This is a genomic window from Phycisphaeraceae bacterium (assembly GCA_020639155.1).
Lineage (GTDB): Bacteria > Planctomycetota > Phycisphaerae > Phycisphaerales > UBA1924 > JACKHF01.
In genome coordinates, this window is the sequence record JACKHF010000001.1 from 2481150 (window position 1) to 2502981 (window position 21832).

At 56.0% G+C, this 21832-nt stretch carries 16 protein-coding genes and 1 riboswitch; of the genes, 11 read left to right on the forward strand and 5 right to left on the reverse strand.

Features of this window, described 5'->3' with window-relative positions:
- Positions 1 to 926 precede the first annotated feature (926 nt).
- Positions 927 to 1148 (forward strand): hypothetical protein, encoded by a 222-nt coding sequence (locus H6815_10455; GenBank protein ID MCB9860859.1) that lies wholly within the window; start codon positions 927 to 929, stop codon positions 1146 to 1148.
- Positions 1149 to 1278: 130 nt separating this feature from the next.
- Here H6815_10455 and H6815_10460 read toward each other — a convergent pair whose 3' ends face one another.
- Positions 1279 to 1647, reverse strand: coding sequence for a DUF4440 domain-containing protein (locus tag H6815_10460; protein ID MCB9860860.1), 369 nt, complete (start codon positions 1645 to 1647; stop codon positions 1279 to 1281).
- Positions 1648 to 2240: 593 nt separating this feature from the next.
- Between H6815_10460 and H6815_10465 the strand changes: the two genes are divergently transcribed.
- From H6815_10465 to H6815_10475, 3 genes are all read left to right on the forward strand, one after another.
- Complete coding sequence (locus tag H6815_10465) at positions 2241 to 3725, forward strand: sel1 repeat family protein (protein MCB9860861.1); 1485 nt, start codon at positions 2241 to 2243, stop codon at positions 3723 to 3725.
- Positions 3726 to 3949: 224 nt separating this feature from the next.
- Positions 3950 to 5275 carry a kynureninase gene (gene kynU / locus H6815_10470; protein MCB9860862.1) on the forward strand — a complete coding sequence of 442 codons (1326 nt, stop codon included), beginning with the start codon at positions 3950 to 3952 and terminating at the stop codon, positions 5273 to 5275.
- A gap of 35 nt (positions 5276 to 5310) precedes the next feature.
- Positions 5311 to 6690: an FAD-dependent monooxygenase gene (locus H6815_10475; GenBank protein ID MCB9860863.1), complete on the forward strand. Its 1380-nt coding sequence runs from the start codon at positions 5311 to 5313 to the stop codon at positions 6688 to 6690.
- Here the strand turns inward: H6815_10475 and H6815_10480 are convergent.
- Positions 6687 to 7289: a GNAT family N-acetyltransferase gene (locus H6815_10480; GenBank protein MCB9860864.1), complete on the reverse strand. Its 603-nt coding sequence runs from the start codon at positions 7287 to 7289 to the stop codon at positions 6687 to 6689. The genes H6815_10475 and H6815_10480 overlap by 4 nt on opposite strands.
- A 142-nt stretch (positions 7290 to 7431) precedes the next feature.
- Here H6815_10480 and H6815_10485 point away from each other — a divergent pair, with 142 nt between their 5' ends.
- Complete coding sequence (locus tag H6815_10485; protein ID MCB9860865.1) at positions 7432 to 8409, forward strand: hypothetical protein; 978 nt, start codon at positions 7432 to 7434, stop codon at positions 8407 to 8409.
- Between the two features lie 6 nt (positions 8410 to 8415).
- Here the strand turns inward: H6815_10485 and thiC are convergent, their stop codons facing one another.
- From thiC to H6815_10500, 3 genes are all read right to left on the reverse strand, one after another.
- The gene (thiC, locus tag H6815_10490; GenBank protein ID MCB9860866.1) at positions 8416 to 10152 is read right to left on the reverse strand and encodes a phosphomethylpyrimidine synthase ThiC; all 1737 of its coding nucleotides are present in this window, start codon (positions 10150 to 10152) and stop codon (positions 8416 to 8418) included.
- A gap of 216 nt (positions 10153 to 10368) precedes the next feature.
- The gene (locus tag H6815_10495; GenBank protein MCB9860867.1) at positions 10369 to 10923 is read right to left on the reverse strand and encodes a DinB family protein; all 555 of its coding nucleotides are present in this window, start codon (positions 10921 to 10923) and stop codon (positions 10369 to 10371) included.
- A riboswitch (TPP riboswitch) is annotated at positions 10913 to 11005 on the reverse strand. (Overlaps the previous gene by 11 nt.)
- 129 nt (positions 11006 to 11134) lie before the next feature.
- Positions 11135 to 13270 (reverse strand): hypothetical protein, encoded by a 2136-nt coding sequence (locus tag H6815_10500; protein MCB9860868.1) that lies wholly within the window; start codon positions 13268 to 13270, stop codon positions 11135 to 11137.
- A gap of 264 nt (positions 13271 to 13534) precedes the next feature.
- Between H6815_10500 and H6815_10505 the strand changes: the two genes are divergently transcribed.
- From H6815_10505 to H6815_10530, 6 genes are all read left to right on the forward strand, one after another.
- Positions 13535 to 14446, forward strand: a complete 912-nt coding sequence (locus H6815_10505; GenBank protein ID MCB9860869.1) for a bifunctional 5,10-methylenetetrahydrofolate dehydrogenase/5,10-methenyltetrahydrofolate cyclohydrolase — start codon at positions 13535 to 13537, stop codon at positions 14444 to 14446.
- A gap of 131 nt (positions 14447 to 14577) precedes the next feature.
- Positions 14578 to 14859 (forward strand): twin-arginine translocase TatA/TatE family subunit, encoded by a 282-nt coding sequence (locus H6815_10510; GenBank protein MCB9860870.1) that lies wholly within the window; start codon positions 14578 to 14580, stop codon positions 14857 to 14859.
- 117 nt (positions 14860 to 14976) lie between these two features.
- On the forward strand, positions 14977 to 17637 hold the full coding sequence (locus tag H6815_10515; GenBank protein ID MCB9860871.1) for a hypothetical protein: 2661 nt from the start codon (positions 14977 to 14979) through the stop codon (positions 17635 to 17637).
- Positions 17627 to 18841, forward strand: a complete 1215-nt coding sequence (locus H6815_10520) for an FtsW/RodA/SpoVE family cell cycle protein (protein ID MCB9860872.1) — start codon at positions 17627 to 17629, stop codon at positions 18839 to 18841. Before H6815_10515 ends, H6815_10520 begins: the two co-directional genes overlap by 11 nt.
- The gene (gene rsmG, locus H6815_10525) at positions 18834 to 19706 is read left to right on the forward strand and encodes a 16S rRNA (guanine(527)-N(7))-methyltransferase RsmG (protein MCB9860873.1); all 873 of its coding nucleotides are present in this window, start codon (positions 18834 to 18836) and stop codon (positions 19704 to 19706) included. The genes H6815_10520 and rsmG overlap by 8 nt, the downstream gene beginning before the upstream one ends.
- The gene (locus tag H6815_10530) at positions 19703 to 21820 is read left to right on the forward strand and encodes a DEAD/DEAH box helicase family protein (GenBank protein MCB9860874.1); all 2118 of its coding nucleotides are present in this window, start codon (positions 19703 to 19705) and stop codon (positions 21818 to 21820) included. The genes rsmG and H6815_10530 overlap by 4 nt, the downstream gene beginning before the upstream one ends.
- Positions 21821 to 21832 lie beyond the last annotated feature (12 nt).

A 21832-nucleotide genomic window follows, 5' to 3' on the forward strand; every position in this document is an offset into this window, starting at 1 on the left:
GATCCGAAGGCGTGGCACGTTCGTCATTCGGTTGGCCACATTGGTCTGAAAGCAGGAAGTTGCCGTATCTAGACTGAGCACATTATGCTGTATGAACTGAATACCAGGAGAATGTATACAAGCGCATCCGTAGCGTTGATTGGTGTATCGATTGTTGCAGCGTACTGCTATAGCAACTGGACTGTGTTGAAGTATTACTCGGTTGTGTGCTCTACCGTTACCAAGGTCTTGGGCCGCAGTACCGCCTTGGTCTCACTGGTTACTTATGACGAACTAAGATTTGGAGTGTACGCCGACAGTCAATGGCATTGGTATCTAATGCCCTCCGAAATATCAAAGGTGCCCGCCAGCATACCTGTATGGACTGCGGTGGCTATTGATCAGAAGGTAACTATTCCCCAGCGGAGCATCTTTGCAATCACTCGCTTTAGGACTGTGAGTGGTCTGTTCTTTCCAAGTCAGCATGCACCGCTCGTGTATCTCGCACAACCGTCCAAGACAGTTCGTGCGGCTGCCGTTGATAGCCTTATGGATGAGTTGGCGTTGTCCACGTTTCAAAGGGATCGCGAAGCGTTAGAGACAATTCGGACACATAACAAAGATGATATGGATGTGTCTATGACCGGCATTGCGATCAATATTGTGGCCGTTTTGTCCATCATTAACATCTGCGTGAACTGGCGATTTCTTGTAATGTTCGTAGCGTCGGTTGGTGGAATCCGCATAAGGCGAAGGCGCCAGCGTGGGCTATGTGTTCGATGTGGCTATCCAGCCACTAGTGGCGAACTGGATGTGTGTCCAGAGTGTGGCATTCCTATGTTGTTTCAGCACGGTGGTGTCGATTGACTTGTGCTATACTAACGTTGGTTGAAAGTTGCTGTTCAAAGAACTCGTCAGACTAGGATATTCTCTTTGCTAACCGCGAGATGACGAGCGATGACAACGAGTACTTCTACACGTACGACGCGTGGGGTCGGCTGATCACGATCTACGGGATCGTGGGCGAAGCGAACGTGTCGACGATGCGGTACAATGGCGTGGGCTGGATGAAGTCGTTCGCGGAGGGTGCCACTACGTACTGGAAGACGCACGATTCTTTCAAGCTGTACGTCGGGCATTGCATCTTTGCATTGGCGAGCGAAACATGATGATCACACTTTGCGGTTCTGGTACGGGGGCAATGCGCCAGCCACTGACCATTACAAGTGCGACATATTCTCACTACATTTGGATTCGACTTGTTTTATCGTCAGCGAGTTAAAACCCGCTTGATGCCAGTTAGATTTTGGGATGCGATGGTGTTCCCTGATGAAACTTGAGCTTCCATTGGCCATCCTTGCGAACCCAGATGGAACTCCTGAGTCCGAAATCTTTCTTGCCTTCGTGTGTCATGATGCTGGTGTATGTGACGTGTGCAACATCATCTGAGATAAATCTTGCACGAAAGTCCTGAAGTGGGATCGCAGCGTCAATCTGAAATTGGGGAAGATCGAGACACTCCTGTCTGGTGTAGATTCGGCCAGAACGCCCGTACTCAAAGAAATCGTCAGCGAGCACCGTATCCAGCCATTCCAGATTGAATCGCCACTCTGATATCCAGAGTTTCTCTTCGAGTGTTCTCAGTTGTTCGAGTTCTTGTGTGATCATTGCTGTTCGCCTGCGAAGGTGCGTCGTTCGTATTCAACAGTATTCACATGATCTGGAATCCCGGATAGTTTATGGTTATTGATCTGAACTTTGAGCGGCTGAAGTTGGTCTCTGTGCCTCCGTGCCCCTGTGGTTTCTTCAAATCAGGACTGCCATCGCCTGATGACAGACTCGACCACAGCATCACCAGCGTACACCGCGTGGACGTCAGACGCAGATGTCGGAGAGCGTCTTGAACCCGAGCGCATCGCTCTGGACAGCTGATCGTTTCTACCGGAGAACGTGCGAGCACGCGGGCGACGCTGCAGAGCGGGACTCGTGCGGCTTGCCAATGCTGATGCGGTTTTATGATGGGCGATGGCATGCGAGTACAATGTTGGCTCAATATGGCGGCGAATGTTCGTACTTTGTTTTGTGATTAGCGTTTACTAACGAAGCCGTGTATACTCTTGCTTAAGTGCTCTGTTGTCCATGGGGCTGATGCCAGTGCTTATGTGGGGTGTTGTATTTGGTGGTGCCGGATGAGGGGATTGGCTGTGTTGCACGCGATCGGTGAATGAACAACATTTTGCGAAGTGATGGAGGTAAAGCTCATGATGAATTACGCTCGTCTGCTCGTGCTTGCGATGCTTTGTGCAATAAGTGTTAGCTGTGATAACGGAGAGCAATCAAGCGGTCAAATAAATGTTTCATTTGAGCAGAGTACATCAAATCAATCGAATATTGATCCCGAGAAGTCAAAGCATAGTTATGCTGCGCTTGAAAAAGGTGCAAAGAAGAATGACACGTGGTCACAGTTCTATCTCGGAGTGCTTAAGGCATTTCCAGCGGACAGCATTTACTGGCAGCTTGAGAATGGGCTGACGGACAATGCGCTGTCCAAATCACCAGATAAACAACTGAAGCAGTTCCGAGAGGCGATGCAACTGAAAGAACGATCTCTTGATCCGATCGAAGCGGTCGACCTGCTCGAGAAAGCATCTGCCGCAGGATGTGGCCCCGCTTCTTTCATACTCGGAGCCCTGTATCTTGAAAATCCGCACTCGCTCTGGGATGATGAGATGGGACGCGAGAAGTATGTCGAGTATTTGGAACTCGCACACAACCAGGGCTATTTGGTTGCGACCGCACAAATTGCTGGTCACATCTTAAACGGTACACACGGATACGCCAAAGATGCGATCAAAGCGAAGAATATGTACCTTGAAGTATATGAGCAAGGTGATGCTCTCGCGGCGAGGTTCCTTGGTTTTGCATACTGGGATGGAAAGTTTGGTACGAATGATATAGACAAGGCCATAATGTACTTCAGTGAAGCAGTGAGCCGACAGGACAAGTATGCGTATGTGAATCTCGGAATTATTTATAAGGATGAAGGCGAGATTCAGAAATCGATCGAGGCATATGAAAGTGCTGTAAAACTTGGCGTGGAAACGGGAGCGATCAATCTCGGCCGAGCACTCTTTGATTTATATCCAAAAGAGTATCGCGACGCTGGAAGAGCAAAGAAACTGCTCGAACCGTTTGCATTGAGGTCGAGCGGTAGCACTGGTGATGCTGCCTACATTCTGGCCTTGATAGCAGAGTCGGAAGCAGATATCGAAGCGTGCATCAAATGGTCAACAGTTGCGATGAATAATGGGCATGCCGCTGCTGCTGGATACAAGCTTGCGTGGGCGCATATTGATGTTGGAGCTAAGAAAGCTTATGGGCGCGTTCCGAACGAAGGAGTGGTGTTTAGTGATCTTGATGCGACATCCTTGTCGCGAGCATTACAGGCATTCAAGGTGTCTGCCAACGATGGGAATGCGTGGTCGGCGTATTACGTGGCAGATCTTATATCCAAGGGGAAATGCGAGGGATATGTGCTTGATGCTTATGTTACACACAACGGTGATGTTGTAGGCATGAATGGGCAGTTGTCGGGCGTGTTTAAAACTTCTCATGATGCGGCAATAATGAAAGAAGCCGCGGGGTATATATGTTCGGCACGACGTATCGCGGTGCAGAGTAGTGATCAGGCACTTGTGAGAAACTGCGATTCGTGGTTGTCATTCTATCGGTATACCTGTTATTAGTTGGTTCTGCACTGCCGTGCAGTTGAGAGTGCTTCAGTTTCATACCTTGCTATGACGAATGTGGTTTCTTATCGCCAAGGTGTCCATGAGCGGCGTAGATATGAGAGTCCCGGGGCAAAATGCCCCGTGCTTCTGTGATTCATCTTCCTCATACCAATACTTCTCGTCTTCCTTTGTGCCTTCGTGTCTCTGTGGTTCCTTCAAATCGGGTCTATCATCGCCTGATGACAGACTCGACCACAGCATCACCAGCACACACCGCGTGGGACGCATTAGCGTTCGAGGCGCGGGCGACGAAACTGGATCGTGACGATCCGCTTGCGACATGTCGCGATCAGTTCTATATCCCCAAATCCAAGGCTGATCCGTCGCGTGACGCGGCGTACTTCGTCGGCAACTCGCTGGGGCTCCAGCCAAAGGCTGCGCGTGCGGAGATCGAGCAGGAACTCGACGATTGGGCTCGGCTTGGCGTTGACGCGCACTTCCATGGCAAGGTGCCGTGGTTCTCCACGCATGAAGCGTTCCGCGAGATCGGCGCGAGGCTCGTCGGTGCGAACCCCGGCGAGGTCGTGATGATGAACTCGCTGACTGTGAATCTGCACCTGATGATGGCGAGTTTCTACAGACCCACCAGCGATCGATATAAAATCGTCATCGAGGACACCGCGTTCCCATCCGATTCGTACGCGGTGCAGAGCCAGACTGCGCTGCACGGGTTCGATCCGCATCAGGCGATACTCAGATTGAAACCACGCGATGGTGAGCACACGCTGCGCACCGAGGATGTTGTCGAAACAATCGGTCGCGAGGGGAAATCGATTGCATTGGTAATGCTTGCTGGCGTCAACTATCTGACGGGCCAGTTCATGGACATCGACGCGATCACTGCGGCTGCGCGTGATGCCGGTTGCAACGTCGGATGGGATTGTGCGCACGCGGCGGGAAATCTGCCGTTGAAGTTGCATGAGTTGGGGCCTGACTTTGCGTGCTGGTGCAGCTACAAGTATCTGAACTCCGGGCCGGGCGCTGTGGCGGGTTGTTTCGTGCATGAGCGTCATTCGGAGCGGACGGATCTGCCGAGGCTCGCTGGCTGGTGGGGGAACAAAGCTGACACGCGATTCCTGATGCGCCCGGACTTTGTGCCGAGCGCCGGTGCTGATGCGTGGCAACTCTCCAATCCACCCGTGATGGCGCTCGCGCCGATGCGCGCGTCATTGAAAATCTTTGACGAGGTCGGGATGGAAGCGCTGCGCGCGAAGTCGTTGAAGATGACGGGTTTGCTCGCAGAGATGCTGGGGACGTTGTCTGGCAATGGACTGCGCATCCTGACACCGAGCGATCCGGCGCAGCGCGGGTGCCAGTTGTCACTTGACGTGTCGTCGCGCGGGAGCACGGAAGCGCGCCGGGTGTTTGAGGGTCTTGAGGCGGCGGGGATCGTGTGCGATTATCGCGAACCGGGCGTGATCCGTGCAGCGCCGGTGCCACTCTACAACACATACGGTGACACGTTCACGTTCGCGAGTACGATGCAGAGACTGCTCGGTCGGTGAGAGCAAGTCGGGATAACTCGCAGGGAGTGCGACAGATGGACCTCTCGAACACGCATGTGCTGATCGTTGGTGCGGGGCTTGGCGGGTCGTTGCTCGCGTGCGATCTTGCAAAGCACGGTGCTCGTGTGACGTTGTGCGAGCGCCGGTCCGATCCGCGTGCTGCGGGGTTTATCGGCGGACGATCGATTAATCTTGCGATGGGCACGCGCGGGCTGACGGCGCTCAAACGCGTTGGTCTTGATGAGGCAGTACTGAAGGACGCGGTGAAGATGCCGGGACGTCTGATGCATTCTGTCACAGGCGAACTGACGTTCCAGGGATACTCGAAAGACGGCAAGCACACGAACTACTCCGTGTCGCGGAGCCAGCTCAATATCACTTTGCTCGAAGCGGCGGACACCTACGACCATGTGACACTGCGATTTGACTGTCGATGCGTCGATGTCGACTTCGACGAGCCATCAGCGGTGTTTGAACGCAGCGATGGCTGGCACGAGACGATCAAAGCAGACATTATCGTTGGCGCGGACGGCGCGTTTTCCGCGGTCCGCGACCAGATGATGCGCACGAGCGGATTCAACTACTCGCAGGACTATTTGTCGCACGGATACAAGGAACTGCATATACCGAACCTTGCCGAGCTGCGCGAGCTTGGCGCAGAGATCAAAGATGACACCAACGCGCCGTTTGCGATGGAGAAGCACGCGCTGCACATCTGGCCTCGTGGTTCGTCGATGATGATCGCGCTCCCAAACGCAGACGGCACGTTCACATGCACGCTGTTCTGGCCAATGGAGGGGAAGGACTCCTTTGCAGAAGTGGACGCGCTCTCGGATGATGGTGCCAAAGCATTTTTTCGGAAGCACTACGGCGATGCGGTTCCTGTGATGCCGACGTTGATTGAAGATTATCGAAACAATCCGACGAGCCGGCTTGTGACGATTCGATGCGAGCCGTGGAACATGGGAACGAACACAGTGTTGATCGGTGACGCTGCGCACGCGGTCGTGCCGTTCTATGGGCAGGGGATGCAGGCATCGTTCGAGGACTGCCGGATTCTCATGGAGATGCTCGAACAACATAACGGCGACTTTGCGAGGGTGATCCCCGCGTTTGCCGAAGCTCGCAAGCCGAATGGTGACGCGATTGCTGATCTTGCGATCGAGAACTTTGTCGAGATGCGCGACAAGGTGGGTCACAAGTCATTTCTTTACAAGAAGAAGTTTGACAAGTTTCTTGCACGCACGATCCCGCAATGGGAAACACTCTACGACATGGTCTCGTTCTCGAACATTCCGTATGCGGAAGCAAAGAAACGCGCAAAGACACAGTGGTTTGTCGTAGAACTGATCATTGGTGTGATCTTCGTTATCGTTTCGATGGCGCTGGTAGCTGTGTTGAGGTCAGTTTTCTAGTGAAGTCTTTCAATTAACCTTTGCTTTACAACTGGCCATTCGTCGGCGAGGATGGAGTACATCGCGCTCGATCTGCGGAACCCATCGCGCATGATGACGGTGTGCCGCATAATGCCCTCTCTCTTTGCGCCGAGTTTTTCGATGGCGTGCTGGCTGAGCAGGTTGCGCTCGTCAGTTTTTAGGCAGACTCGGATCGCGTCAAGTCTTTCGAAGGCGTGCTGGAGCATCAGCAGTTTCATCGCGGGGTTAATCTTTGTGCCGCGATGCTCGGGCGTGATCCACGTCCAGCCAACCTCCGCTCCTTTGTGGAGTGGTTTGATATCGAGGTACGTGGTGATGCCGATGGGTGTTTGTGTCGGCACATGGATGACCGAGAAGGGCACGGTCTTGGCTGGGCCGAGCAGATACTCGATGAAGGCTCGCATGCCATCCTCTGTCCATTGCTCCGGACCACGGGAGAACAAGTTGAAGGTATCGGGCGTTGCTGCGTGAAAAAGATCTCTGGTGTGATCAGGGTCTAATGGGATGAGCCTGACCAATGCGTTGGTTTCGGGCAATTCAAGCACAGTTGGCTTGATCCAGTCCTGTCCTGCCTGCATGTGTACCTCGGTTTCACTGAGCGTTGCATCACACAATCTTGATGCACCTCGGCCACTTTGTGCGTGCAGAAAGTCTATCGCTGTGGTACACTGGCATCCTCGGTCCGTGGAGTTGCAACAGGAACGTGTCTGGAGAGTTCGTATGGCTGAAGGCCCAAGCACAGCAAAGTCGCCGGGTGGTGTTGATCCTGTCATGGATTCGATGCTGAGTTCGCTTGCGCACAAGCAGGAGGGCATGGTTGCCTGCCCAGAATGTGCGAGCATGCTTGCCCCGGATGCGATCCTCTGCACAAACTGTGGTTACAGTGTGACATCGGGCAAGAAACTTCGCGCACCAAAGGTGATCAAGGAGAAAGATCCAAGCAAGCTGGCTGGGGCAGCAAAGGTTGCTGGCGGTGCTGCAAGCGCGACGATGTGGCCGCTGTTTACAGCGATAGCATCTGTGATTGGCGGTGCGCTCGGTGTTGGAATTATTGTTGCGATATACCAGTCGACAGAGTTTGTTGTGTTCCCAGCGATTCTTGCAATCGGCGCGCTTGCCGGGCTAGGTGCCAAGTATGGAGCTGGGCAGAACTGCGGAGCGATCAGTGGCGGCATCGCGTTGCTTGTCACGCTTGTGGGGATGGGAGCGGCATGGTTTGGTATTCTTGACGAGTACCAGGAAAAGAACAATCCCACGCCTCGTGCCACACAGACCGTGCTGTACAACCAGAACGATGAGGTTCCGCTGGGCTACCTTGCATCCGAGATGGCGCTCGATATGGCTGATGGTGGGAAGAGTCTCCGCTGGCCGCAAGGCATGGATGCGTACACAGCTGAGTATCAGGAAGATTATCCACCCGATCTATGGCGTGATGCGTCCGCAAAATGGGAGCAAATGACGTTTGACGAGCGCCAGAGATACGTTGACAAAGCCAACGATGACGCGCAGGAATATCTTAGCGACTCGGGGTCATACAGCGGTTCGTTTGGAAGTTCGAACGATCGATCATCGTACCGCAGTTCGCGTCGTGCCGGGAGAGCGCTCATCGGCCTTGTCATTGTGCTCTGTACCACGCCACTCCTTGCACTATTTGTTGGCAGCGGTGGTGAGGTCATGGACTTTCTGAGTCGGGACTGATTCTGCTCAGATCACCGAATCATGCGATGGGATATTGTGCGCTGGGGCTGTGTTCAGTTGCACGACTTTGACTTCCTGCACTCGCTTTGCTTCGTCCTTGTCGACGTAATCGGAGTGGCACGATGCTTTATGGGCATCGGCACCAACCGCTTTGCGTGTCTTTGACGCGAGCTTGTGGATTTCGTCCGGGTTCAGGTATCCGCGCGTTTCGAGGATGCGCCGCTGCTCGTCGGTGATCGCTGCGGATTTCATTGGTGCCCCTGCGGTCAATCCGTCCTTTCCGCCCATGCGCTCAAACCCGTCGGCTTTGCCCGATGCAAACTCCTGGATCTCCTTGGAGATACGCACGGAGCACCAGTCGTGCCCGCACATCGCGCAGAAATCTGTATCGACATCAAGATCTTCGTCGTGGTATGCGCGAGCTGTGTCCGGATCGAACGCCAGGTCGAAGTGTTTCTCCCAGTTGAGCGCAGCGCGTGCGCGCGTCAGGTCGTCGTCCCAGTCGCGTGTGTTGGGGATGCCCAGCGCGACATCGGCAGCGTGTGCAGCAATCTTGTACGCGATACATCCTTCCTTGACATCGCCTTTCTTTGGCAGACCCAGATGCTCCTTTGGTGTGACATAGCAGAGCATGGATGCGCCGTGATACGCGATCGATGTTGCGCCGATGGCGCTGGTGATGTGGTCGTACCCGGGGAAGACATCGGTGACGAGCGGGCCGAGCACGTAGAACGGTGCGCCGTGGCAGAGCGTGCGCTGGAGCTTTGCGTTGAACTCGATCTGATCGAACGGGACGTGACCCGGCCCCTCGACCATGACCTGCACGCCATGGCGCCACGCGCGCTCGGTAAGTTCTGCGATGGTTTCAAGCTCGGCAAGCTGCGCGTCGTCGGTCGCGTCCGCGAGTCCGCCGGGGCGCATGCCGTCGCCGATAGAGAATGTGACATCGTGCTTCCGCAGAAGCTCGCAGATGTCGTCCCACAGTGTGTACATCGGGTTTTCTTTGCCATGCACGAGCATCCACTTTGCAAAAAGTGAGCCGCCGCGCGAGACGATGCCGATGAGGCGCTGCTTGACGTACTTGAGATGTGCGCGGAGCACGCCCGCATGGATGGTCATGTAGTCGACGCCCTGCAGTGCCTGATGCTCGATTGTTGAGAGGATAATCTGATTATCCAGGTCTTCGAGCTTGCGCCCGATGATCATGGAGTAGATAGGCACGGTGCCGATTGGCACGGTGGCGTTCTGCAGGATCGCTTCGCGGCAGGCATCGAGATCGCCGCCGGTGGAGAGATCCATGACGGTGTCTGCGCCCCAGCGCTCGGCCCATTTCAGTTTCTCGACTTCCTCTTCGGTGCCCGACGAGACGGGGGATGCACCCATGTTCGCGTTGACCTTGGTCTTGCTTGCACGTCCGATGCACATCGGATCGAGGTTGTACTTGAGATGGTGGATATTTGCGGGGATGACCATGCGTCCGGCTGCCACCTCGTCGCGGATCTGTGCAGCGGTAAGATGCGGCTCGCGTGCAGCAACACGCTGCATCTCGGGGGTGATGATGCCGAGGCGTGCATTCTCGAGCTGGGTGACAGGTCTGAATCCATCGGGTGCGACGCATCGGATGAACTGGCCGATCTCCGCGTGGTTGTGTCCTGAACACCCGGTATCGTGCGAGTCTGCTTTGACGATTGACCAGCCATCAGGAAGGAAGTCCCACGCGGTCTTTGTGCTTGGCGCAGGCATGCCGGGAGAGTCCGGGCTTGAGTAGGTGAGCGGGCCGCCGATCTGCGGTGCGTTGGCGAACGAGCCCGGCGTTGTCGTGGTTGGCGACGAGCCCGGATTCGTCGCGCCACGCACGGGCACGTTGAAGCGGACGGTTGGGCGGATGTCTGCAGATGGTGTGTGTGTCATGTTCAAATGCAACTTGAGGGATGAATGAAATGAGATAAAACGAAAGAGTTACTCCGGCTGTCCCGCGACCTGCCACTCAAGTTCGTCGAGGTCGGGCAGATCGGTCATGCCGAGATGGCGGAACATGTTCAGGCACTGCGCACGATGGTGCATGCCGTGGTTTGTCAGATGCAGAATGGCGGCTGCGTATGTGAAACGGTATGTCTCGGTGCCGGTATCGCTCGGGAGTGTGATCTCCATGAGGTCGCCGAGTCTGTTCTTTGCGCGGACCTCAGCGACAACCGAGGCAAAGTCGTCGCGTGCCTGATCGCGGAGTGCGAGCAACTCATCGATTGTGCGTCGTGCCATGATCTCGCCCGGATTGGGAGCGGGGTTCTTCTCGATGCTCGGGCGGAGGTCTCTGCCCGAGATGCGATCTGCCCAACGGAGCATGGCGCCGATCATGTGCGTGCATGTGTCGTGCAGACTCCCCGGACCGATGGGAAATCGCTGATGGAACTGGTCGGTTGTGAGTGGTCGCGACATTTCCAGCACGCGACCGATCGCCCAGGCGTTGTGCCCGAGCGCGATATCGTAGATGTCACCAGAAAGCGCGTGATGCATGTCGCAATCCCTCCGCCGGCATGACCCGGATCAGGTTCAACGGGTCCGTCTCAGCAGAAAACCTGCGCCCCGTGCGAACGAGACAGTATAGGTGTGTTTTCCAGCTGGTCACCTTTCGATCGGCATGTCTGCGGTACTCAATCGTGGAAAAGACAGGGCCTGAGTCGCAGATGACCCAGGCCCTTGGAAGTGTGTGACGAGCAATGAGGAGTTACGGACAACCCATTGTGTAAGCGTTGCCGAAACAGATGTAGTCGAAGATATTGAGTGTTCCGTTGCCATCGCAGTCGGCGTATGGATGTCCCGATGCGTAGACAGTGCCGAAGCAGATGTAGTCGAACACGTTCAGCATGCCGTTGGTGTCGCAATCGGGATAGCACGGTGCTTCCTCAATGGTGAAGTTCGTGTTTGAAATATCGAAGAAATAGTTGTCATGCCCTTTGACCTTGATACGCGCAGATGATGAAGGTGTATTTGGGAGAGTGACAATCTGGCTGCCATCGTTTGGCACATCCTCAGCCAGCATTACTGGGAATGTAACGCCACCGTTTGTTGAGAGAAATATATCAACGGTTGACGCATTGATCGGTGCTGTGTTTGTGCCGGACACCAACCATGTTACCGTGATGTCACCAGAGAACGTTCCGGCAGCATTTGGCGCGAGCACAACGAACGGTGCGCCCGTGTCTATGACTTGAATGATCGGCTGGATCGCACTGATACCACCTGCGCCAGGATTGTTGTCGCGGACTGTGAGACGCATTGACATGTTGCGTTGTAGCGCGGGGAGCTGCTCGCCGATACTCGTTGTGTTGTTTACTAATGCGGTTGTTCTTGGGAACGTACGATTCTGAAGTGTTGAAGGAAGAAACGATCGGAAGATCGGGCTGGAGCCGTTGTCCTGGCTGCCCGTACCAATGGCTGGTTGTGATGGGCCGAGGTCATGCTCTTCCCAGCAATAGGTCAGTGTGTTGCCATTGGGATCTGTCGCGGTCGTTGCGAGTTCAAAGGGTGTCAGCGTTGGTATTGCGCGTGTTGGGATTGATACAGGAATTGGTGTCTCGTTTGTTGTGACAGTCTGCTGTGAGCACGCATTGGCTGGGCCGAAGATGTGAGATCGAATCTGATCAAGCGAGTGATGGTTGTAGTACGCATCTGAGTTTGATTGCAGATTATTTGCGGAGTTGCATACACCTGCATATGACATAATGGTTGAACCGCTGCCCGGTTCGTACGCACTGGATGCTGAACGATTGGTTCCACAGTTCGTCCCGTTGCCATTAAAAATGTGGGCAGCGCCGAACTGGTGCCCCATCTCGTGAGCAACAATGTTGATTGCGAACCCATCACCGACGGGGAATCCGCTGGTAGATGATGCACCAGCTTTGTTTGACTGGCAGACACCCTGCAGAAACGCAACACCTCCGCCGCCGATACCGAACACGTGCCCGATGTCGTAGTTGCTGAAGCCGATATTCGCATTGAGCACACCCGGGTTCTGGCTGAGCAGTGTGTTCGGGTCGTTGCTTGAGTACGGATCTGTCGTCGGATTGGTGAAGATAATGCTTGTGTTGTTGGCGACAAGCTGAAGTCTGACTGCAACATCCCGCTCAAGCACGCCGTTTACACGATTGACAACCGTGACAATCGCGTTCTGAGCCGCGTTGACAGTGCCACCAAAGAACTGGGTGTACTCGCCGGTTGCTGCGATTGCAGCGCGGTACGTACGGAGTGTGACAATGGGCAGCTCAGGTGCTGCGGGAAGCGGATCAAGCTCAAAGCCTTCACCTTCTGCGAAGCACTCCCAGTCTTGATCCGGTGCGCTGGAGTGCTTCTTGTAGTAAGCTGAATAGTGCGTTGTGTTGTTTCGGGAGTAGGGATCTATATAGATATCGCCGTGGGGTGAGAGAATCTGGGCGTGAAATCCCTGCATGGTCACATCGCATCGAAGTGTTGCAGCAGGTGTATCAATGCCTTGTCCAACGTAGGTGTGAATATCCGGGAACTGATCAGCAAGCCCCTGCTCCATAACGGGCGATTCCCAGATGTTGAATGATTCAATCGTGCCATCGGGCATTGGGAGCAGAATCATTTTCCCTGGAACCGGTGCCTGCAGGTTTTCTCGTGGAGCCTCGCCGAGGATGTCGCGCATCTGTTGCAGGTTCAGTACAAGCGGCGCATACGTATGCGGTCGAACCCAGGGATCAGCATTGACAACCGCATTGGGCATGGTGTCGAGAACTGTCCATGGCATTGCCTGCGCCTGAGAAATGGTGGACAGGCCGAGCATTGCTACTGTGCCAGCTATCAGCGATGTGGATGCAGAACGAGGTGCGAGGTGTTTCATGTCTGTGAGATTCCTTCTTGACTTCATCCTGTACAACGACACAAAAACAATCGTCGGAGCAGCGACAATCGATGTGCGACAGGATCAAAGGTGTGCCGGGGGAACATCAGAGCCGTTGATCCAGTGACAGTCTGATGATGTGGTGCAAGCAGTATTGCCAACGCATGCGAGCAGAGCCAGAAGTATCCGGACGAAACCCCAACCGGTTCCGCTGAATCTGTCCCTTCCAGCACGCGGAGGTAACTGCTCTCTATCATGATGCACATGAGCAGTCCGATTGCAACCCCCAACCGTTCTCCAGCTCAAATAATTGACGGTCGAGGTCTTGCGGCCTCGTACCGCGAGCAAATTCGGACCAGTGTTGCAGATATTCGATCCCGTGGCGGTGTCGTTCGACTTGATGCCGTCTTGGTGGATTCGGGTGATTCTGGAGCCCGTGTGTACGCAGAAAGTCAGGCACGTACCTGTGGAGAACTTGGTATTGATTATCGGCTCCACAAGCTCCCAGCGGGCGCGAGCTTTGACGATATCGCAGGCAGAGTGCTGCTGCTGTCCTCGGATGAGCGTGTCCACGCGATCATGGTGCATGTGCCGCTGCCCGACGGCGTTGATGCGTACGAAGTACAGCGGCGCATTGCGCCAGAAAAAGATGTTGAGGGTGTAAACCCGGCCAACATAGGAAATGTTGTGTATGGCAGGTCGAGTCTGGCACCATGTACAGCACTTGCGACAGTGGAGATGGTCCGATCGACAGGCATCGAACTTCGCGGGAAACGTGCGGTTGTCATCGGTGCGAGCGATGTCGTCGGAAAGCCCATTGCAGTGCTTCTGATGCGTGAGGACACAACTGTGGTGTCGTGCAACAAGTGGACGGACGGGCTGAAGGATCTTGCTCGATCGGCAGATGTGTTGGTCGCAGCAGCTGGTGTTCCCGGACTGGTGACAGCCGACATGGTCAAGCCGGGAGCGGTCGTGGTTGATGTGGGCGTGAACAGAGTGGTTGATACTGCTGGCAACAAACGGACAGTTGGTGACGTTGCATTTGATGAGGTGCTGCCGATCGCCGGTTGGTTGAGCCCGGTGCCAGGTGGTGTTGGTCCCATGACAGTGGCAATGCTGCTGAGCAATGTTGTGGCTTCAGCACGTCAGCAGTTTCACGCACAGAGCGACGGATGATCCGAACAGAATCCTGAAGAATCGCAGGGTTTTCCGTTGACTTTGTGGAATCTGTCCGATTCAATGGGTGTGCCCGATGCGGGCTTGTGCACCGGTTTCCAGCGTCTTATCGCATGACGCGGGGGTGAACGATGACGACTTTGGCGTTGTTTGGACAGTTTGGATATCTTGAGATCGGAGCGATTTTGCTGATTGGCTTGCTGTTGTTCGGCAAGCGTCTGCCCGAAGTCGGCCGAAGTCTCGGTAAGTCGATTGTTGAGTTCAAGAAGGGCATCAAGGGCATTGAGGACGAGATCGAGAGCGAGTCGCGTGCCGTACGCACACCTCCATCTCGTATTGAAACCTCGAATGACGATCGCACAGTCAGCCGCGATGCTGCCCAGTCCAAGATTGCCGATTCGACCAGCGTTTGAAGTTTTTTACAGCTATGACCAGTCTGCGACCTGAGTGGGGCGGCCCATTGAGGAAGATTGTTTCTTTGTGAGAAGTCTGATCATTCCAGAGAATCTGCCGATACGCTGGAGTGCAGTATGACATCGCACCCCGCCCAACGCACGCAGTTTCGTGAGCCTGGCTCTGTGCCAGTCCGCGCAATCGAACCTGTGGGTGTCAAGCCGGATATTGGCGAACTTCTCAACGCGACAGGCACAATCAAAGCAACTCCAGTGCCGCGCACGTTTGTCTGGCGCGTGCTGGGGATCGCAGTGATGGTGGTCATGTTGTTTGCTGTCTTGTGTGTGCAGTTGATGCGACTGACTGTCATCGGTGGGAGTGCATACGAGCGAGAGGCCCAATCACGCCTGTATCGTGAAACACTTTTGCCGACCTCGCGGGGAAGGATCCTCGACTCGAAGGGACGGGTGCTTGCACGGAACACGTCGAGTCTTGAACTCCAGATTGAGTACAGCGTTCTGACCGGTGAGTGGGCGACAAAGTACGCGCGCCGGGTTGCATATCGCGCGAATAGCAGGTCGTGGTATTCGCTGAGCGAAGCTGAGCGACAGGTGTTGATCAAGCCCTATCTTGACGCTGTGCAGAAGCACGTCGATTCGATGTGGGCGAGGCTTGCGCACAGCACGGGTGTGGATGAAGCAGACCTGCACGCAACAGCTGCAGCGGTTGTTGATCGAGTTGAGGGCATGCGTCAGCGTCACGTCGACTGGCGCATCAACAACGAGATCGGGCAGATCCGTGAGCTTGGCAGGGATCCGACCGACGATGAACTCGATCGGATCAAGCGCACCAACGCGGATCGACGGATTGCTGAGCAGAACGAATCGCACGAGATCATCAAGCATCTTTCCGACGCGGTTGGATTTGATCTGATTCGCATGCTCGACGAGCCGGAGGTGGTGCCGGTTGTCTTTGACGATGGCACGACTGATGAGATCGAAGTGCCGGTGATGCCGGGTGTGGTCGTTGCCGAAGGTCGCGATCGTGAGTATCCATTTGAAACTGTGACGGTGGAGCTCGATCGAACGACACTGCCCCGTGCGGTGTATCAAATAGGTCAGCCGATAACTGCATCGATTACAGTCAACGGCGTAGACACGTTGCTCACTGGCGACATGCGCACGCGGATCTACGACATCGATGTGGATCGCAGAAATCTTGCACTTGAGAACAGTGACACGCTGCGTTATCGCGCGATGGTGGAGGTCGATCGTGCGAGTGTTGCCGGATTCGGGCCAGCAAAGCCCCGGGATCTTGGCGCGTATCGCGAGGGTGACTTTGTCGGGATGCGTGGTGCCGAGTATGGGTATGAGGACGAGCTTCGAGGCACGCGCGGACTGCGCATTGTGAAACTCGACACGCACGATGCGACCGAGGTCGATCCGCGAGCCGGGCAGGATGTGCAACTGACGATCGACATCATGCTGCAGGCAAGAGTTGCTGCGATTCTTGATCCATCATTTGGACTATGCAAGGTGCAGCAGTGGCATTATCAGGGAACGGCAAAGCCGGTTCAGCCGATCGGCACACCACTCAACGCTGCTGCTGTCGTGATGGAGGTCGACACGGGACGTGTTGTTGCGATGGTTTCAACACCCTCGATCACGCGACAGGACATCGCAGAACACTATGAGACACTCCGTGACGACACGATTAACACGCCACTGGTGAATCGTGCGTTCCAGAAGATGTACGCGCCGGGGTCAATTGTCAAACCGTTGATCCTGTGTGCTGCACAGACTCTTGGTGCGAGCGCGCCGCACGAGCACATCGCATGCACCGGGCATCTGTTTCCGAACAGCCCGACAAAGTTCCGGTGCTGGATCTACAAGATGACGAAGGGAAGGACACATTCCGATCCGAGCTACTTTGATGGCCCATTGAGTGGATCCGATGCGCTCGAGGTCTCGTGTAACATCTACTTCTACACCCTCGGAAGACGACTCAATGCGGACGGTATTGTGCAGGCGTACGACATGTTCGGTGTCGGACCGAAGCATCCGTTGCACTTTGGGCTTGGGCGGGAGTTTGTTCCCGATCCAAGCACGCGCATCAACGGGTCGAAGATCGATCAGACCGATGCGACATTCATGGGCATCGGGCAGGGGCCGATCGAGTGGACGCCTGTGCATGCTGCGAGTGCGTACTGCACGCTTGCGCGGGGAGGTGTGTATATCGCACCAACAATCCGCATGGATGCGTCGCCAGAAATACACAATATTGGAATGCGTACGTCCTCGATTGACGAAGCGCTCGAGGGACTCGATCGATCGGTCAACGGAAGACACGGCACTGGCAGGCGCGTTGATACCGTGACAGGTGAGCACGTGTTCAATGTGCCTGGTGTGCGCGTGTGGGGCAAGACTGGTACGGCCGATGCGCCGTATGTCACGGTTGAGCCAGACCCCGACGGTGCAGAGGGACCTGAGCGCGCACAAATTGAGGAGTATGGCGACCACGCGTGGTACGTTGTGCTTGCAGGGTCAAATCGTGGACAGAACTCGCGCCCCGAATATGCGGTTGCGGTTGTTGTGGATCATGGCGGCTCGGGCGGTCGTGTTGCAGGGCCTGTTGTGAACCAGATTCTGCACGCGCTTGTTCACGAGGGGTACATCGAGCCGGGCGAAGTCGACGATTCGCAGAAGCCGATCCAGCCGCCCCCGGGGCAGGCACCACAGACACCAAACCGTGGTCCCAACAGAACCTTGTCGATGCAGGATGCGCATCGTGATTGGTAATCTTGCAAAGCGGTTTATTGAGAGTGTGCGCGAGCGGAACATCCGCTGGGTGAATCCCGCGTGGATCTGTGTTGCGAGCGGATTGATGCTCACCGTGCTCGGCGCGTACGCGATCGACATCGCGGCTGGCCAGGTAGAGAACGGGAGCGGATTATTCGTATCAGGTCGAAGCAGGAACCAGATCATGACTGGGCTGCTTGCGATCGGGCTTGCGGTGTGTGTTGCGATCCCGAATCCGAAACGGGCGAAGCGACTGGCTGTCCCATTGTTTCTGCTGATGCTGGTTGTGCTGTTCTTTTTGCTGGTGCCGTTCGTGCCTCGGTCGATTGTGCGGCCGAGGAATGGTGCGAGATCGTGGATCGACTTCGGGCCAATCAATGTGCAGCCGTCCGAGATCGCAAAGATCGCGTACGTGCTGACACTTGCGTGGTGGTTATGCGCAACGCGTGAGCATCGCAAGCTGACGGGCTTGCTGTTTCCTGCGATCATCACATTTCTGCCTGCGGGGCTGATCACGCTCCAGCCGGACCTTGGCACAGCTTCACTCTTTGCGCCGACGCTCGTGCTGATGCTGGTGACCGCGGGAGCGAAACTCAAACACATCTTTGGCGTGTTGCTGATCGCATTACTGCTCGCGCCGGCAACCTACCCGTTTCTCAAGCCACACCAGAAGCAGCGCATCCAGGGCATCGTGATGCTGTTCAAGGGGGATTCCACCGGCAGCGATGATATCAACTTTCAGCAGCTGACAGCGCAGCGCATCACGGGCGCAGGGAAAGTGCTCGGCAACGACGAGGCATCAGCACGATCGCTGGTCGAGTACAACCGGCTCCCGGAGAGCGAAACCGACATGATCTACGCGGTGATCGTCAACCGGTTTGGCGTGTTTGGTGGGTTGTTCGTGCTTTGGCTCTATTCGATGTGGGTGCTCGGCGCTGCGTGGGTGGCCATGCTGAACCGCGAGGGGTTCGGGCGGTTGATCGTGGTTGGGTTTCTCGCGATGATCGCGTTCCAGGTGGTGATCAATATCGGGATGACCCTCGGGCTGGTGCCGATCATCGGGATCACACTCCCGTTTCTGAGTTATGGCAGATCGAGCCTGATCGCGACGTGGCTGATGACAGGACTGGTGCTTGCGGTGGGTTTGCGCCGTCAGAAGCCGACGCAGCGTGTTTCGTTTGAATACGCTGATGACGATGCCTGAACGTCGCAACCGAACACCATCTCTAAAGACTGAGCAATCGCACACTGCGACGATGGGTGCATTGTTGCATGATGGCTCAATCCAACCGTTGGTACCGACAGAAACGTTCGACTCTATGGTGCGAGATGCGCAGATCGAGCTTTCTGATGGAGAGCGCGAGAAACTCGGTTTGTTCCTTGCTGGGCTATTGAAGGTCAACGAGGTTGTAAACCTGACAGCGATTCGTGATGCAGAGACCGCGTGGATCAAGCACATCTACGACGCGGTTTCTTTGCTGCCGGTGTTTGCGAGTCTGCCCGAGACCGAATCAATGAAGATCGTTGATGTCGGCTCGGGTTGTGGCGTGCCGGGGATTCCGCTTGCCATCTGTATACCAAATGCGCAGATGACGCTGCTCGAATCGACGGGCCGCAAGTGTGCGTTTTTATCTGCGATATGTTCGATGCTCGACTTGTCGAATGTCTCGGTAGCGCAGCAGCGTGCTGAGGACATGGGGACTTCCGTTGCTCGGAGCAAGCAGGATGGTTCCCGGCGAGAAACATTTGATGTTGCGGTGTGCAGAGCGGTGGGGCGGGTTGCGGTTGCACTAGAGTTGATGGTGCCGTTGGTGCGAGTTGGTGGGCATCTTGTTCTTGTAAAGGGGCAGGCAGCGGACGAGGAACTTGCCGAAGCAAACCACGCAATGCGGACGCTGACGGTTGACCATCTTGGCACGATCGACACGCCGACGGGGCGCATCGTTGTGCTGGAAAAGCGTGGCAGAACGCCACGGCAATATCCGCGCAAGGCTGGCGAGCCCGCAAGAAACCCGCTTGTCCCTGCGTCGTACAAACAAAGAGGCGCGCAAGAGGATGCGAGCGCATGAGTGAAGAGCCCATGCAATCTGCGCATGCATCTGTTGCTGATCTGCTTGGGCCGGACGGTCCTATTGCAGCGTTTCTTGGCGATCGGTTCGAGGCTCGCGAGCAGCAGGGCGTGATGGCAGAAGCTGTTGCGCGAACTTTCGAAAAGCGGGAGACGTTGTGCGTTGAAGCGGGGACAGGAACCGGCAAGAGCTTCGCGTATCTGGTCCCTGCGATTCTCAGGTGTCTGCATCGTGGCGAGCGCTGCGTGATCGCAACCAACACCATCGCGCTGCAGGAACAGCTCGCGCAGCGCGATATTCCGCGCCTGCTTGCAACGCTCGGCGCAAAGGATGTGCAGGTTGAAGAAGGAGCAGACCCGTTTGCGTGGAAGGGTGAGATTCGTGCCGAGCTGGTCAAGGGGCGCAACAACTATGTGAGCATTCGCCGGCTCGAACTCGCATCGCATCGGCAGGAAAAACTCTTTGCATCGGACGATCGACGCATTGATCTGATGCGTGCGCAGGAATGGGCGTACCAGACAGGTGACGGTTCGCTTGCGTCGTGGAAGTCGCCGCCACATCCAGAGGTGTGGGAGCAGATCGTCAGCGACCGGAACAACTGCAAGGGCAAGCGCTGCCCGTACTTTGACAAGTGCTTCTATCAGAACGCGCGCAGACGCGCGGAGCAGGCGCACATTCTCGTGTGCAACCACGCGGTGTTCTTTGCTGATCTTGCGTTGCGCGCGCAGGGCGTGACGTTCCTGCCCCGATACGACCATGTTGTGATCGACGAAGCGCACATGATCGAGGATGTTGCGTCTGACCACCTTGGCCTGATGCTGGGTGAGGGGCCGGTCCATCACATGCTGCGCACGCTGTATGATCTGAAGCGTCAGTCGGGGATGCTCGACGGGATCCGCACGAAGGACGGCTCGACATCTCTTCCTGATCGCGTGATCAGGCGTGTGCTTGAGACGCGCGACGCAGCGGAGCGGTTCTTTGCTGAGTGGCGGCGTCTTCTTGCAACGGGAAGGCTCGGGTCCGGTCGTGTGCGTTCGCCGGGGATTGTTGCAAACTCACTTTCAGAGCCGTTGCGTGAACTTGCCAGCTCGCTTGCGCAGCTGCGCGATATCTGTGCGAGCGAGGACGACGGTGCGGACATGGACGCGATGTCACGCCGCGCGACAGAACTCTCCATCGCGTGCGAATCGTTCTGCGATCAGACACTGTTGGGATACGCGTACTGGGTGGAATCAGAGGGCGGTCGCGGGAAGCACGCGCGGGTGAAGCTCTGTTGCTCGCCGGTCAAACTCGGGCCGGTGTTGCGGGAGCGGTTGTTTGAGCAGGGATGGGGTGTTGTGCTGACAAGCGCGACGATGACCACCCGGGCGCAGCTAACCGAGGATACCGACACACAGATCGATGGACACACGGACACGCGATTTGCGCATCTGCTCGATAGGCTTGGATGCGGCGAAGCGCAGACACTCTCGCTCGGGAGTCCGTTCGACTTCGCGAATCAGCTCAAGGTGCTGGTCGATCCGACCATGCCCGATCCGCGCGCACAGGGGTATGTTGATGCGCTTGCATCGCGCATCATGCAGCAGACAAGAGCACACGATGGCAGGACAATGACATTGTTCACGAGCTTTGCAACGCTCGAAGCGGTTGCCGATGCTGTCTACGAAGATGCGGAGGTTGCCGGGATTGAGGTGCTGGTGCAGCGGCCTGGCGCATCGCGAAGCCTGTTGATCGAGCAGTTTCTTGCACATCCTCGTGCGCTGCTCTTAGGAGCAGCATCGTTCTGGCAGGGTGTTGATATTCCCGGCGATGATCTGCGATGCGTGATTCTGACGCGCCTGCCGTTCGAGCCGCCGGATCGGCCATTGACCGAAGCCCGGATCGAACAGATCGAGGCTGAGGGCGGGAACGGTTTTCGCGATGATGCGCTCCCGAGAGCGATTCTGCGGTTCAGGCAGGGGATGGGCCGGTTGATCCGCTCGCACGCCGACACGGGCACGCTGGTGGTGCTGGACTCACGGATCGTCAAGTCGTCGTACGGAAGGCTGTTCCGGAACGCGATCCCAGCAGACGTGCGGATCGAATCCATGGCGTACGAGGACGAGATCGCGTAGGACGCGGGCGGC

What these genes read in the sequence shown, in the direction of transcription:
- H6815_10455 (MCB9860859.1), top strand. Translation starts at nt 927, where the DNA reads ATGACGAGCGATGACAACGAGTACTTCTACACGTACGACGCGTGGGGT.
- H6815_10460 (MCB9860860.1), bottom strand. Translation starts at nt 1,647, where the DNA reads ATGATCACACAAGAACTCGAACAACTGAGAACACTCGAAGAGAAACTC.
- H6815_10465 (MCB9860861.1), top strand. Translation starts at nt 2,241, where the DNA reads ATGATGAATTACGCTCGTCTGCTCGTGCTTGCGATGCTTTGTGCAATA.
- kynU (MCB9860862.1), top strand. Translation starts at nt 3,950, where the DNA reads ATGACAGACTCGACCACAGCATCACCAGCACACACCGCGTGGGACGCA.
- H6815_10475 (MCB9860863.1), top strand. Translation starts at nt 5,311, where the DNA reads ATGGACCTCTCGAACACGCATGTGCTGATCGTTGGTGCGGGGCTTGGC.
- H6815_10480 (MCB9860864.1), bottom strand. Translation starts at nt 7,289, where the DNA reads ATGCAGGCAGGACAGGACTGGATCAAGCCAACTGTGCTTGAATTGCCC.
- H6815_10485 (MCB9860865.1), top strand. Translation starts at nt 7,432, where the DNA reads ATGGCTGAAGGCCCAAGCACAGCAAAGTCGCCGGGTGGTGTTGATCCT.
- thiC (MCB9860866.1), bottom strand. Translation starts at nt 10,152, where the DNA reads ATGCCTGCGCCAAGCACAAAGACCGCGTGGGACTTCCTTCCTGATGGC.
- H6815_10495 (MCB9860867.1), bottom strand. Translation starts at nt 10,923, where the DNA reads ATGCATCACGCGCTTTCTGGTGACATCTACGATATCGCGCTCGGGCAC.
- H6815_10500 (MCB9860868.1), bottom strand. Translation starts at nt 13,270, where the DNA reads ATGAAACACCTCGCACCTCGTTCTGCATCCACATCGCTGATAGCTGGC.
- H6815_10505 (MCB9860869.1), top strand. Translation starts at nt 13,535, where the DNA reads ATGAGCAGTCCGATTGCAACCCCCAACCGTTCTCCAGCTCAAATAATT.
- H6815_10510 (MCB9860870.1), top strand. Translation starts at nt 14,578, where the DNA reads ATGACGACTTTGGCGTTGTTTGGACAGTTTGGATATCTTGAGATCGGA.
- H6815_10515 (MCB9860871.1), top strand. Translation starts at nt 14,977, where the DNA reads ATGACATCGCACCCCGCCCAACGCACGCAGTTTCGTGAGCCTGGCTCT.
- rsmG (MCB9860873.1), top strand. Translation starts at nt 18,834, where the DNA reads ATGCCTGAACGTCGCAACCGAACACCATCTCTAAAGACTGAGCAATCG.
- H6815_10530 (MCB9860874.1), top strand. Translation starts at nt 19,703, where the DNA reads ATGAGTGAAGAGCCCATGCAATCTGCGCATGCATCTGTTGCTGATCTG.